Raw genomic sequence first — 13,632 nt, 5'->3', positions numbered from 1 at the left:
AATGATGTGCGAACCCTGTTGACATCATTTTAAATGAGCTCGGTTTGTGCTCTAAGTCCATGAAGGTCTTTCTGGAAAGATACGTGTGCTTTGTCCTTTCTTCACAGAAGGAGGGGCATGTTGTACGGTCGTTAGCTTAGGTGGTTTATCGTGTCGAAAACAAGCCCTTTTAACCAAGTTAGATACGGTGAATGTCGGGAGCGATGAGCAAAAAAACCACCAATGGAGAATTCTGGTCCATCTTCAAAATGCTCTATATCAAGTAGCGTCATATTTTCTGGAATAGAGTGTCTAACAATATGGCTGACAGGAAAAAGACAGTGGTGTTTACGTACTGCTTGATAGCATAGACCTATTTTGTCTGTTCGTAATAATACTCTAGGCTCAATGTCCCGCGCTCTCAAATAGGTTTCTGCAAATGTTTCCCCTTGGTGGTAATCAGGCATTAACATTAATGCTAACGGCATGCTTCCGACATCTTGTGGGGTTATGCTTCCTTTTCTACTCATTGGGTGTTCGGTAGAGCAACAAAGCTTAAACTGAGCGGCAACAACATGTTGTTGCACGATCTCTTTAGTAATACCTAAAGGCATAAAATTAATACCTAGGTCTACTTGGTTGGTTTTGATTTTAACTTCGGTATCGTGAGACCAGTTTTGGATGACGATCGTTGCATTGGGTGCGGTTTTAGTGAGAGCTTTGAATAAGGGCTCCATTAGTGGGTAGCAGAGTACAGTGTTGATGTGAATATTGATTTCACCAGAGTAGTCCTCCGGGTTGAAACTACTACCTTGTTCAAATATCGCTTCCAGTCTTGATAAGACATCGGGAAGTTGCCTAAGCAACTGATCACATTTGGGGGTCGGCTCTAACCCATGCTTTTGTCTCAAAAACAGTTGATCGTTGAACTGCTCTCTAAGCTTTCTTAGTGACTTGCTTACTGCAGGTTGACTGATAAAAAGTCGCTCGCCGGCTCGTTTGGTATTCTTCTCTTCGCCCAGTATTTTGAGCAACTTTAGAGAATTAAAGTCGAGTTTTAACATCTCCGACTCTTTCATAGGCAATCCTTGCTTCATGATAACTATGTCAGGTTATCATGAAGTTAAACGTATTGCACAGAGTCCAATAAAGTAGCGATTGGTTGGATAAAGGAGAGTAACCTTTGTGTGTACCATAGAGCGATAGAGTATAGAGGTTGACTAACTAATTGAACTCGTATCGATAGTTAATTGACAGGGTGCTTTTTGAACCAAACTGTGAGCTATTACTGACAATGCCAAAGCTGTTTATTGATTGGTTATCATCGATTCGATAGCTCACGCCACCACCAAGATAACCATTATTCGTGTTATTACTACCTGCGCTTCCTCCGCCACCTAACATCAGTGTTAAGCCATTACTTATTGGCTTAAGAGCGAGCATTCCTAAATACGCACCATGACTTTCTATTGGTACCATTAATAACTGACTTTGGTATGAGTGAGTAGTAGGAACTGCCGTGCGTCCCTCTGTGTAGTTATACCCAAAGGCCGGAAAAAGTTGCCAGCCAGCAGGCTTCACACCGAAAACGCTGAGAGGCACGAATGTACCTAAGTTGTAGCTCGTACTATCACCGCCGCTATCATACTGATTTTTCTTGAAGTTGAAGTTCACGATCCCCTTGCTAAACAGCCAAGATCCGCCTATGCGCCATTCACTAGCATCGGAATTAATATTACCGCTGATCATTCTGGCTTCATCCAACCCCAACGAACCACTAAGTGTTAACTCTCCGTTATAGCCAGCGCCAACTCTTGTCACTATTTTAGTAGGGTCTTCTTGGTTTTTCTCTTCATCAACTAGTTCATAGGCCGCTACCTGCAGCGCTATGATGGAAAATAAGAGAGAAGCAAGTGTCTTTTTAAATATCATATTTAGTTTTCCAATATATTTATAATCGGTTTTTTTAGGATTGATACTTCTGATATGTTCGCCGTCCATGGCGATAACCCTAAAATTGATAGTTATATTCGACTCTGAAATCAGTGCCGTTTATTGCTTCACCAAAATTCCAAAATGCTCGGATATTGCTTTGAGTGTCTATTTGATAGCTTGCGGCAACTTCATGCTGCCAACCATATAAACTGCTTAATGCTTCAATACCACCCAATTGAGTTGTGTACATAGGGTTGTAGTTCAACCAGACTTGGTCGGATATCTCTATTTTCGAATAGAAGCCTAGCAAACCAAAACTAGACGGGATAGCATAACCTATTGATCCGAAAGGTTCTCTTTCATCGACTAATAGAGCCGAATCAACGTCCGCAATATTCACTCCGATGCCTGCTAAGGGGTAGACCTGAATCGCTCCCATAGCAGGGAGTGCTTGAATCATGGAGTATGAGGCTGAGCCTAGCTTTTGATTGAAGTCCCAGTTTATGTCCACTTGAGAGCCAATGCCGTTTTGCATATTGACATTAAAGTGGCGATAACGAAGAGAATCGAAGCTATCATTTCCTTTTAATCCAAGGGTATCAGCAGCAAACCCTTTTGCTTCAAGGACATGCATTGCCATTGTGGATTCGTTGTTGGTGTCATAAGCCTGGCCGAACTTGAAGTTTAGGCCTTTGTTTGTGACCCCAACTCCTGCTTGTGAATAGACTGCAAGTGGGTCTGACATATCTTGATATTCTTCAGCGACCGCAGTATTAAATGCTAGAGATAGAATGGATGCGATAGTTGCTACTTTAACTGAATTGATTGTTTTCATAATAACTCTTACTTTTTATATACCCTCCCTGGTGAGTGTTTAAGGCCAGTTCCAATTAGGCCGTCATGCGATATTACAGAGACGTAAAAACAGATGTCTTTGCTATGTCGTAAATTCTATGTTCAGTTTTTCAGTGTAAGAAATGAATATGGTTATTTCATGCTATTACAATTGGTTATATCTAAAAGTCTCCTACGTAAATATTAATACGATGATATGATTTCAAGTTATTTCTTAATGTAATAATTGTTATTTCTTATTAGATAAATTAATCGCTAATATTAACGTGGATTGATGATGTGGGAGCAATCATCTTATATTTAAGAAATACTGACTATGGAATGTCTTGGTTTCTCTTTTAGAGTAAGCACGATAGCTATATTGCAAAGTTGACTGTATTTTTGCGATTGCATTGCGCTATACCTGAAAACTAACTCCATGAGTGAGCTTAATATTATGAAAAAATCAATGATTGCTTTGGCATTGGCAACAGCCGCTTTTACTAGCATAGCGAGCGAGGTTCCATCTGGTTATCCGGTACTTAATAGCGAAGACGTCTACCAACAAATGGATCTTGAGAATCTAACAAGAGCGTTTGTCGACCTACAACCTGAAGCGGCCTTTATGTCGCTATATCACTCCTATTTTGATGCTGGTTCAACAGAGCAGAATATTGGCATTATGGAAACGTCGGTAGATCCAAGACAAATTGTCCTTACCGCAAATTCGGAAACTGTTTATGCCGTTCACCCAGTAAACTTGGAAGTACAAGGAGGAGCTGTGGTACTAGAGGTGCCACCGGGCGTGATGGGAATGGCAAATGGCCCTGGATGGACGTCTTTTGCAGACTTTGGATTGACGGGACCTGATCGAGGCAAAGGGGGGATCTATTTACTTACCGCTCCTGGATGGGAGGGTGAAGTACCGTCAGACATGATTCACGCACCTTCGCCGACTAATACTATTGTCTGGCTAATTAGAGCTTTTCAAGGTGAAGAGGGAATGCCAGGGGCAGTTAACACATTAAAAAGTGGTTTAAAAACCTATTCTCTAGCTGACGCAAATAAGCCACCTAAAACTACTTTCTACAATACTTCTGCACCGGTATACGCTGATGGCGGGTATCAAGATATGCTGTTTCATAAGCAGGATATTCCTGCGTTGATTCAACAGTACTATCTATTAAATGGATATGATGCAGAGAAGCACAGTTATAATACTGCACACTTATATCACGCTGGCTTCTTTGATAATTCAATTGATCCAAATATGCTAGAAAAAGCAAAGGACTTAGCCTGGGAACGTGTGCTTACATTAACGTTTTCTAACCGAGAGAAAAATGCCTACAAGTGGGGGCAAGAGCAAAGCCTGTGGGTGTTACCCAATACTACGGCGGATGAAAACTGGACGCATCGGGACTTCGATGTTGTAGACCCAGTCGCTCAGGTTGTTTGGGCTCATCAAGCGACTTTTACCGCAGCGGCTATGACTCGGCCTCCTAGAGGTACAGGTGCTGTCTACGTGTCTACTTATGTTGATAGCGATGGAAATTATTTGAATGGTTCAAATTGTTATCAGCTAGACATTCCAGCAGACGTTCCTTATAGCAACTTCTGGTCTCTGGTGACTTATAACGCGCCAGAGCGTTCAATGATTCAGAATGATCATTTTACTTGGGGAATAAATAGCTACCAAGAAGGACTAGAGCAGAATGCAGATGGGTCTTACAGCATTTATTGGGGACCTAATGTAGACAATAACGATAATTCAATTCAAACCAATTCAAATGAAGGGTTCTTCCCATACTTTAGAATCTACGGTCCTACTGACATGTGGTATGACAATAGCTGGGTAATTCCAAATATCGAAAAAGTTGAATGTTCGGAAGCTAAATAAACGTTCCCATACCATTTATATAATTGTATGAGCGATATGGTGCCTATATTCCAAGGCGCTATATTGTTCAACAATTCTTGAACATGGAAGTCTCTCCAAGTTAACGGAGGTCTAGGCCTTCACTACAAGATTAATAACAATTGGGCGATTCAAACAGATTGGCGTTATGCCAAGGGAACAAGAGAGAGTGTTAATGATAAAGTGACAACAGGAAAGCTCATTTATAGATTTGGTCGTGGAGAGCTGTAGCAGCAGTGTACTCAAGTTCACCCAAGATAATAACGTGTACATACAACGAACGAATCTTTATTGGAGATTTTCAAACTGATATGGGTCGTAGATACTATGACCCTAATGACGCACTGCGCAGGTCAACGGGGGGATTGGGGTTCCCTTACAAGAGCTAAACTGCTTTGAAAAACTCAGACACCTTGCTACAGCGATGGTGAGCACAGGTGTGTTTCTTAAGATGAGTGACGTCACTGTAGGGTAGAGATTTCTGCCTGAACCGGTGCGTCCAGGACGTCAGTTTGGCTATTTAATATCCCTGTAGTTATTAATTGCTAATATTTGATTTTGCGTAGATGGCTTCTGTCCAGAGGTGTGCTGAAGTCGATCACGACAAACACACCTTTGCCCCAAAGCTTGTTAGAGTAGTTACTATCGCTCAACAATTATGCTCACATTGACCTACATTTTCTAATGTTGGTAACCAATATAAACTCATTTTTTAAAGGTCAGTTTGCCTTTCCTATAATATCGTAATGCTAACTATTTAGCCTGATAACTAAGAAGAAAAAGAAGGCTAAGTAACTTATAAATATCATGCTTACAGGTAAATATTTCATTATCAATCCTCACTGTTAATAAGTTGATTATGAATAGTGCTGTGAATATGGAGTAGGAATTGGAGAAATTCATTATTGCTACTTATTTACAACCAAAACTGAATTTCTCTAATTCATAGTGCTAATGGATTCGGACGTGAATAATAGCCTCAGTTCGCCAATCACGGCTTTTAGATTCATTACCGGAGTTACTATGAAAAACAAATCACTACGTTTAGTTGTCCCAGCATTGTTACTTAGCTTGTCGAGTACAGCAGCGTTTTCCGGGATGGAACTGCAAGAACGAACCATACCGACCCCAGTAGGAATATCGACAGAGTTTGCTCAGTTATTTGAGAACAGAGTTGTTCCACCGGCACTTCCTGTACCCAATAACACGGCAGAGTGGTTGTCGCTACAAGCTCAGTTTGATGTGGCGGGTATTAATATGGCTCAACAAGCGCTTGAGCGTTTAGAGGTTACTTATGAAGCAAAGCAGTTTGCAGGAGTTGATACGTTCTTTGTTACGCCGAAAAATATCGCGCCTGAATATAGAGATAAATGGCTAGTGCATATCCATGGTGGGGCATTTGTATTTGGTGGAGGGGAATCAGCATTGCGAGAAGCGATTTGGGTTGCCAACGGGCTTGGTGCTCAAGTGATCTCTGTAGACTATCGTCAACCACCATTACACCCATTTCCAGCCGCAATTGACGATGCCGTTGCAGTGTGGGAAGAGTTAATAAAAACACAGTCACCGGAATCGACAGCGATCTTTGGCACATCTGCAGGCGGAAACTTAACGCTGGCAACGACACTTAAACTCAAGGAACTCGGCCTTCCCACACCGGGAGCACTGTTTGTCGGGACACCTGCCGTCGATCTTAAAGAGACATCAGATTCATGGTTAACGTTGCGAGGCTTAGATCCTCTCGGTCAGCGAGAAGGGCTTATTGAAGGTGCATTCGGCATATATGCTTACGGAGAGGCATTGGATAACCCTCTTATCTCACCAATATACGCTGAGATTGATGAATTCCCACCAACGATGTTCATTTCAGGTACTCGTGATCTCTTGTTAAGTGATACGGTTCGTATGCATCGACTATTGCGTAGCGCAGATGTGGACACAGATCTGCATATCTATGATGGTCAATCTCATGCGGATTACTTGAATGGTATATTGTTCGATATGCCAGAGTCTGAAGACGCTATCAATGAACTAGGATCGTTCTTCAATAAACATATCAACTAATCTATTTCAGCTTATCAACACTAAGCCACATGGATGTGGGTGTTTGTTTTTTATCTCAATGGTTAGACTGAATCAATAATAACCGGAGTTCGTTGTGATAAGACGTTTTTATTCGATGTTAGTAGCCATTTTTCTAACAATCCCCGTATGTTTTACCATACCTCATGCGCTAGCGATGCCAAATGTCGCCCTTGAACTCGCCGATACGTCAAGCCCGAAACATACCCTTTCAAGCTTCATTAGGGATTCAAGTGCGGTTATTGAGCATTGGCAAAATGAAACACTGCATCTTAAAGAAGCGCAGCATGCTTATTCACAAGTAATCAGAACCATGGATTTGTCTATGGTTCCCAATCGCAGTCGAACAGTGGTCGTGATGGAGAAGATTATTCTTCTTCGTGAATTGTTGGATCGAATTGATCAAGGTACTCATCAGTTAGTGCCAACTATCGAGCAAATAAAAGGAGAGGAGATTGACCACTGGCGACTAGGTAACACTGAGATCGTATTGTCTCGCCAAACACTGGGCGATAGAACCGATCAGTTCCTTTTTAGTTCCAATACCATTCAAAGCCTTTCTCGTTGGTATAGAACCATGTCAGTTCTACCTTACTACAATGAAGCGCGCTCAGACTATTATCAGGAATTTCTGATTAGCCCTGGCCCTCTGTTCTCCAAGCAATTTGTTCTTTCTTTACCTTCGTCTTTTACTCAACTTTATGGGCCACTTCCTTTATGGCAATGGCTAGCGCTTACAGGTGTTTTGTTGTTTTGTAAGGTTCTGATAAAAATTAGCTTTTTGCTTGGTGAGCGTTGGGACATTCGTTGGGAAAGTAAAGGCTTGAAATGGCGGGCAGGTCGACTGCTGTCGCTGGTGGGTATAGTGAATCTGCTGTTTTTTGCAAGATGGGTGATTGATGATGGGATATGGATTACTGGTGGCGTTTACCAGTTGTTCACCACTGTCTTCTTGCTCGCTCAGTTCTTCTTCGTCTCGTGGCTCATTATGGCTATTTTCAACTACTTTGCGGATATCTATGTTTTCAAGAAGCATAATGGAAAACACGTAGACTCGTCTTTGATAACCGTTTTAGCACGTATCTTTGGGGGATTGACGATCGCAATTCTTGGCATTTATGTCATCGAATTTATGGGGTTTTCAATTTCGCCAATACTCGCCGGCCTGGGTGTGGGTGGTTTAGCAGTTGCACTGGCTATTCGCCCTATATTGGAGAACGTAATTAATGGACTTACACTCTATGCTGACGGAGGGGTAAAGATTGGTGAATTTTGTCGTTATGGGGATAAGCTTGGGACCATAGAGAGTATTGGTTTACGCTCAACGCGTGTTCGAACACTAGAGCGCTCTTTGATTACCATCCCTAACTCTGAATTCGCCAATATGGAGATTGATAACTTAGAGCGACGCGATAAACGACGTATGGATCATATCATTCGGCTGCGTTCAGAAACGACTCTTGAGCAGTTAAGGGTCGTCGTTGTAAATATTCGCCGTTTGTTATTGCAGCACCCTATGATCGAAGAAGAACCGGTTCGGGTTCGATTGATGGGAGTAGGGGAATACTCGATTAATATCAATATGATGGCCTACATTAGTTGCCGAGACAACGAAGAGTTCATGGCGGTTCAAGAGGATATTCTGTTTTCAATGCTGACTCAGGTAGAGAGTGTCGGTGCGAAAATAGCTCATTCTACGCAATATCAACTTGTGGATGTTAGTGCAAATGACAATGAGGAACAAAAACGAAGAGCTGAACAGGTTGTTGCGCAGTGGCATGAAGAACACGCTTTCCCGTTCCCAGATTTCAGTTACGAATACAAATACGAAATTAAAAATACCATTATGTACCCATCAGTAACCTCCGCTGTGCGTCCATCTTCTACTTAAAGGTAATTCATTCGATAGATATCCAGGCCCTAAAGTGATGAATAATCACTTTAAGGTCTGGGTTTAGTTGATAATTTTTCATTTTTAATGCAGAGGGCATCGTTATCAAACTTCTGGTTGGATTACACTGTCAAAGTAACTCTGCATGGTTTGATGCAACAGCTGATGAAGTGGAAAGCCTCGCTTGGATCGCAGGTATCCACCCTCTACGCCAATTTGGCGCATTTCTTTTGGGATGTGGGGTAATGGGTAACAGCTTAGCTCAGGATCATTTTCGGTCATATAACTGCTACCAAAAGAGAAAGCGTCTGAATTTCTAAGTTTGTTTCGCAGTACTTTCAGGCTATGTGTCGCCAATACAATATTCGCGGCGTAGCCTTTTGATTTATAGAGATCTTCAACTGGAGTTCGCTTGGTGTTGATACCATCGATCAAGATTCTTGTGATTGGTAGGTGATGAATATCTTCCCATTCAGTGCTCTTACTTAGTACAGGATGTTCTTTGCGTGCAATGAGGCTCAATTTCACTTCTGTGAGCTTGTGTTGGTAGATATCTTGGGGCAATGGGAATCCTGAAAGTTGCAACAAGTAATCGACTTGTCCATTTAGCATTTCTGCCAAGCTTTGTTCTTGCCAGTAGACTAACTTTAAGCTCGCTTGTGGGAGTGCTTCATGTAGAACCTCATAAATACCTTCTCCGTACTGTTCAATCAGAAAGATGTTCAAAGCGATGGTGATTTCACCGGTAAACATTTTTGGATCAAAATTGTGGTAGGACTCAACGACCTTAATCAAAGGAAAGTACATCTCATCGGCCGCTTCGGCGAGTTTCTCTGCCAGTTCTGAAGGCTCTACTCCATGTGCTTTGCGGAGAAAAAGTTGGTCCCCAAAAGTGTCCCTTAACTTCGCCATCCCTCTACTGACACTAGTTTGCGATATGCCAAGTTTGTCTGCTGCTGCGTGAGTATTACGAGTTTCGACAACCGCTTTGAGTAACTTGAGCAGATTTAAGTCTAAGTCTTGAAGTTCTTTCATGGGTTACCTTTTCGTATCGATATTCGAGGGCGTTCTTTAAGAATAAAGGTAAATGTCAACTTTTCAATAGGTTAAGACTAAAGCGCGTTATGAGTATTTGATACTGCCTCTTGCAACTAATGGAACAAGAGGGGTCAGTGCCCCTTAACGTTGTAGATACCGTTCTTAAGGGTGGTAGCTTATTAGGAAACTACGGAGAGCTGGTATGTAGAAACCCTGATTTGAATTTCTCTAATTCATCGTAAACATCAACCACAAAACTTAAAGTAGTGCTATTAAAACGACACACAGACGATGGACTGCCCACTATTTTAAGGATGAGTTAAACATAGAGTAATACAGAGAGTATCAATGAAAAAAGTAGCAACTATTGGGGTGATTTTAACAGCTCTATCTTCTACATCGGTTCTGGCAAATAATATCGATTTCTCAAATCCGTATGCATTGTACAATGGCCTGTCTGTTGGTTATGGTAGTAATGATTTTGATGTAAGTGGTCAATTTTCTAGCCAAGTTAATAACCATTGGAATCTATTGGGAACGTATCATAGTGACGGAAACTTTGATAATCACGATCTAAGACTTAATGTAATTCACAATACAGGTGTGGGTTATTTTGTCGGTTATAACTACGATTCAAACTTCGACAATAGGGGTATCCGAGCGAACACCGGTGAACTTGGGGTGCACGTCAATGTGCCGCTCAACAAGGAAATTCGCCTGGTTCCAGAGCTAGCGCTAGGCTCATTCGAACATAAAGATATGTCGAACAATGCATACTATACGCAGTTGTCACTTAGCATGGTTTACAATACACATAACAACATCTGGTTTAGTGTTACACCTGAATATACCTATAGTTTCAATGATCTAAAGGAAGACAATGGTCGTCGCTCAAGCTTTAGAAGCTGGGATCTTATTGCAGATGCGGGATATAAGATTAATAACAACCAAAGTTTGGTTTACACCTATCAATACGATAAAGGGGATCACCTTTCCCTAATTTCCTACAGAATTGGTTTTTAGTTTATTTGTGGCCCGCTTAGTGCGGGCCCATTTGTATTTCGATCAATGTCCTCTCTGCGATGACGTAGAGAATTACAGTATCCTTTTGCGGCAACCGCGCTACAACAGCGTATGAATTTCGACAACAATTTCTTGAATACCAAGCGTAAAGAACTGCACGCCCATACAGATCAACAGAAAACCCATGATTCGAGTAAATGCATTGATACCATTTTGACCAAGTGCTTTTAGCAAAGGGTAGGCCATGGTCAATGTAAAGGTAGCAATAAGTGCAACGACAGCAAGCCCTGCGACTACACCACCATAAACGCTAGTCATGCTCATGTGGTTCTCATAGCTCGCAATTTGAGCGGCCAGGCTGATGATCATCGCCATGGAACCTGGACCACATAGTGAAGGAATGGTCAAAGGGACGAGTGCGATTGAATCTTGCCCTGAGGGAGCAGCTCCAGTGTCGGGACGAGGAAATAGCATATTAAAGCCAATCGCAACGATGATGATGCCACCACCTAAACGCAAGCTTGGTATTGAAATACTGAAGAGTTCGAGTACCGACGCACCAATGAAGAACGTGATGCACAAGGCAATGAAAAGATAGACTCCAGTCGTTTTGGCTTGCGATACAATATAGCTCTTGTTTCGTCCCTTACTCAAACCGAGCAGAACCGTTGCTGCTGCGGGTGGGTTCATGATGGGTAACAGGCCAAGGACCGTGAGTGTCATATAGGTGAACAAAGTTTCTAAATGCATAGGGGGCTCCAATTTATTAGTGGAAGAAAACGTTAAATCACAGCAAAAAACTGTGCGCTAAATACAGAACGCTGAAGAATGAAATAGCGTCGGTAAAGGTTGTCAGCATTGGGCTCGATAGCATTGCTGGATCGAAGTGGAGCCGTTTTAGTAACAAGGGTAATGTCCCTCCGATCACGACAGCAAGAGTGGAAGAAAGTGTGTATCCGATGGCAATAACCAATGGTAATCCTGAGTGTTCTCCGCCAAGGGTGAGCAGCGTAAGTAGAGCTAAAACGCCGCCAATTATCACTCCATTGATAGCACCAATTGGAATCTCTTTCGCCACCACATACAGCAGATCTTTGACTGATATCTGTCCCATGGATAATTCACGTATCGATACTGCAACGGATTGATTCCCCGCCGCACCAGAAAGGTTGGCGACAAGCGGAAGCACCGCGGCTAGGACGGCAATTTGTTCAATAATGGGCTCGTAGATAGCAATGATTGAAATTGCGGCATAACTTAAGGCGACGGAAGGTAGTAAAAAGGCGAGTCGACGTAGATTTCGTTTTACGACAGGCATTGTGCGAGACTCATCACCTCCAAATACACCAGATTGCTCCAGCATTTGCTGCTTCGAACGTTGGTATAAAGCTTCATTGAGATGCTTAAAGCCGACGACACCTATTTGGAAACCCTGTTCATCAACGATAGGAACGACTGGGTGCAAAGTAGTGTCCAGCGTACTTTTAATTGTATTTAGATCTGTGTGAGGGTTAATAACGGGCACTGTGGCATCAATGTATTCCTTTAATGACGTTCCACGTGGTAGTAGCAGAACATCTCGGATTTTCACCCCACCTACATAGCAGCCTTCATTGTCACGCAAGTAAACGTAGCGCCACTCTAGTCGATCTAAATTGTGTTCTTCTGCGCTTAATATTGCGCTCAACGTGTCAGTGGTAGCGTCTGCGGCTAGTTTTAGGATTTCGCTTTTACAAATCCGTCCGGCAGAGTCTGGTGGGTAGAGTAAGGCTGCACGCTCTTCGTTTTTCCATGTTGAAGGTAGTACTTGCCTAAGACGTTTTCGTAGATCGCTTGGTAGTTCATTAAGCAGCAGTCTACGGTCGGCGGAGTGCAAATACTGAAATAGCATCATGGTGCTGCTTTCAGGTAATTGACTGAATAGCCACAAAAGCTCGGGATCAGAGAAGTGATCAAGTATGTTGGCCGCAAGACTTGGGTTTACTTCGCTTAGTAGAGTCCAAGTGAGGATACGTTGCTGATCAGAGAGCTTCCTCAATACTGATGGAAGTTCAATGGGTTCTGCTTCTAGAAGGATTTGATTCAGCCTCCTAGGCTTTCTTAGAGTTAGACACTCCAATATTTTAAGATGTAGCTTTTCCGCCCCTTCCGATGGAAAAGCTGATGTGATTAATGTCATCTGTTTGACCTTAGACAATAAGTGATAATGCGATTGAAGCGATTTTTATTCGGATGTTTGTGGTTGTGGCTTTCTAGTTGAAAGCCGAATAAAGAGGGCGATAAATGCGGTGACCATCAAAATTAAACTGCCCATTAAGAACCACTTTGTAATGAACTCTTGATATTGAGAAACGAAAGGGTGTCGCATGATCCACTTTCCTGCCAGCAACAAACTAAAGACCCATGTAATCGAGCTAGTGAAGCTAACAATAAGTGTTCTAATTGCACTAAGTTGTGCAACGCCCATCAACATCGGAGTTAGTACACGAACAAATGGGACAAACCGTGAAACGAATAAGGACAGAAATCCGTATCGGTTTAATAGTCTTCTAGCCTTGGGTAACGATTCATCTGGCAGTGTCTGTTCAGCTTTTCGCATGAACGAAGTATTGTGCAGCCAACGTCCTTGAAGATACGCAATGAGACTGCCCAAAAAAGAGGCGCAGGTGAGAAGTACTAGAGCACTGGAAAAATCAATCGCGCCCAAGCCCACCATGCCTCCGACAAACAACACCAGACCGTCGCCAGGTAGTGGTAAGAATACGAAACTCGACTCAAGAAAAAGCACGACACCAAGTAAAAGCAATAATACGTGCAGTGAATTTAACTCGAGTAATGAATCAAAGTCTTGCAGCCAAATTGCGGAAATAATTTCTTGCATGGAAACTCCAAGTTAATGTGGGCTCTGGCAGCTGGCAGCTGGCAGCTGGCAGCC

Annotated in this window: 11 protein-coding genes; 4 read left to right on the top strand and 7 right to left on the bottom strand. The window is 42.5% G+C overall.

All coding sequences use genetic code 11. The annotated features are described in order from the left end of the window. Positions 1–131: 131 nt before the first annotated feature. The 3 genes from VME0621_RS06380 to VME0621_RS06370 form a co-directional block, all read right to left on the bottom strand. A complete protein-coding gene (locus VME0621_RS06380; RefSeq protein ID WP_062457526.1) occupies positions 132–1,058 on the bottom strand; it encodes a LysR family transcriptional regulator in 927 nt (308 codons plus the stop codon). Between the two features lie 145 nt (positions 1,059–1,203). Continuing rightward, positions 1,204–1,980, bottom strand: coding sequence for a hypothetical protein (locus tag VME0621_RS06375; protein ID WP_062457529.1), 777 nt, complete (start codon positions 1,978–1,980; stop codon positions 1,204–1,206). Positions 1,981–1,990: 10 nt separating this feature from the next. Next, on the bottom strand, positions 1,991–2,749 hold the full coding sequence (locus VME0621_RS06370) for a hypothetical protein (protein WP_062457532.1): 759 nt from the start codon (positions 2,747–2,749) through the stop codon (positions 1,991–1,993). 456 nt (positions 2,750–3,205) lie between these two features. Here VME0621_RS06370 and VME0621_RS06365 point away from each other — a divergent pair, with 456 nt between their 5' ends. The 3 genes from VME0621_RS06365 to VME0621_RS06355 all read left to right on the top strand — a co-directional run bounded on the left by VME0621_RS06365 (position 3,206) and on the right by VME0621_RS06355 (position 8,636). Further along, positions 3,206–4,645: a DUF1214 domain-containing protein gene (locus VME0621_RS06365; RefSeq protein WP_167542825.1), complete on the top strand. Its 1,440-nt coding sequence runs from the start codon at positions 3,206–3,208 to the stop codon at positions 4,643–4,645. Between the two features lie 1,041 nt (positions 4,646–5,686). Then, a complete protein-coding gene (locus VME0621_RS06360) occupies positions 5,687–6,727 on the top strand; it encodes an alpha/beta hydrolase (RefSeq protein WP_062457538.1) in 1,041 nt (346 codons plus the stop codon). Between the two features lie 94 nt (positions 6,728–6,821). Then, entirely contained in the window at positions 6,822–8,636 is a 1,815-nt protein-coding gene (locus tag VME0621_RS06355; protein WP_231892925.1) for a mechanosensitive ion channel family protein, read from the top strand. A gap of 105 nt (positions 8,637–8,741) precedes the next feature. On the opposite strand, the gene VME0621_RS06350 is transcribed toward VME0621_RS06355, so the two are convergent. Further along, complete coding sequence (locus VME0621_RS06350; protein WP_062457541.1) at positions 8,742–9,671, bottom strand: LysR family transcriptional regulator; 930 nt, start codon at positions 9,669–9,671, stop codon at positions 8,742–8,744. 351 nt (positions 9,672–10,022) lie between these two features. Between VME0621_RS06350 and VME0621_RS06345 the strand changes: the two genes are divergently transcribed. After that, the gene (locus VME0621_RS06345; RefSeq protein ID WP_062457543.1) at positions 10,023–10,697 is read left to right on the top strand and encodes a hypothetical protein; all 675 of its coding nucleotides are present in this window, start codon (positions 10,023–10,025) and stop codon (positions 10,695–10,697) included. A 99-nt stretch (positions 10,698–10,796) separates the two neighbouring features. On the opposite strand, the gene VME0621_RS06340 is transcribed toward VME0621_RS06345, so the two are convergent. Genes VME0621_RS06340 through VME0621_RS06330 form a run of 3 tightly spaced genes read right to left on the bottom strand, consistent with a single transcriptional unit; the run spans position 10,797 to position 13,578 of the window. Next, complete coding sequence (locus VME0621_RS06340) at positions 10,797–11,447, bottom strand: MarC family NAAT transporter (RefSeq protein ID WP_062457546.1); 651 nt, start codon at positions 11,445–11,447, stop codon at positions 10,797–10,799. A 37-nt stretch (positions 11,448–11,484) separates the two neighbouring features. Further along, positions 11,485–12,876: a magnesium transporter gene (locus VME0621_RS06335; RefSeq protein ID WP_062457549.1), complete on the bottom strand. Its 1,392-nt coding sequence runs from the start codon at positions 12,874–12,876 to the stop codon at positions 11,485–11,487. A 45-nt stretch (positions 12,877–12,921) separates the two neighbouring features. Beyond that, positions 12,922–13,578 (bottom strand): DedA family protein, encoded by a 657-nt coding sequence (locus tag VME0621_RS06330; RefSeq protein WP_062457552.1) that lies wholly within the window; start codon positions 13,576–13,578, stop codon positions 12,922–12,924. Positions 13,579–13,632 lie beyond the last annotated feature (54 nt).

This window comes from Vibrio mediterranei (genome assembly GCF_900088415.1).
Taxonomy (GTDB): Bacteria; Pseudomonadota; Gammaproteobacteria; order Enterobacterales; family Vibrionaceae; genus Vibrio; species Vibrio mediterranei.
The sequence above is the reverse complement of the archived record's forward strand: the minus strand, read 5'-3'. Positions and strand labels throughout refer to the sequence as shown.

Bases quoted from the DNA above. Each gene is read 5' to 3' on its own strand.
- VME0621_RS06380 (WP_062457526.1), bottom strand. From the start codon at position 1,058: ATGAAAGAGTCGGAGATGTTAAAACTCGACTTTAATTCTCTAAAGTTG.
- VME0621_RS06375 (WP_062457529.1), bottom strand. From the start codon at position 1,980: ATGGACGGCGAACATATCAGAAGTATCAATCCTAAAAAAACCGATTAT.
- VME0621_RS06370 (WP_062457532.1), bottom strand. From the start codon at position 2,749: ATGAAAACAATCAATTCAGTTAAAGTAGCAACTATCGCATCCATTCTA.
- VME0621_RS06365 (WP_167542825.1), top strand. From the start codon at position 3,206: ATGAAAAAATCAATGATTGCTTTGGCATTGGCAACAGCCGCTTTTACT.
- VME0621_RS06360 (WP_062457538.1), top strand. From the start codon at position 5,687: ATGAAAAACAAATCACTACGTTTAGTTGTCCCAGCATTGTTACTTAGC.
- VME0621_RS06350 (WP_062457541.1), bottom strand. From the start codon at position 9,671: ATGAAAGAACTTCAAGACTTAGACTTAAATCTGCTCAAGTTACTCAAA.
- VME0621_RS06345 (WP_062457543.1), top strand. From the start codon at position 10,023: ATGAAAAAAGTAGCAACTATTGGGGTGATTTTAACAGCTCTATCTTCT.
- VME0621_RS06340 (WP_062457546.1), bottom strand. From the start codon at position 11,447: ATGCATTTAGAAACTTTGTTCACCTATATGACACTCACGGTCCTTGGC.
- VME0621_RS06335 (WP_062457549.1), bottom strand. From the start codon at position 12,876: ATGACATTAATCACATCAGCTTTTCCATCGGAAGGGGCGGAAAAGCTA.
- VME0621_RS06330 (WP_062457552.1), bottom strand. From the start codon at position 13,578: ATGCAAGAAATTATTTCCGCAATTTGGCTGCAAGACTTTGATTCATTA.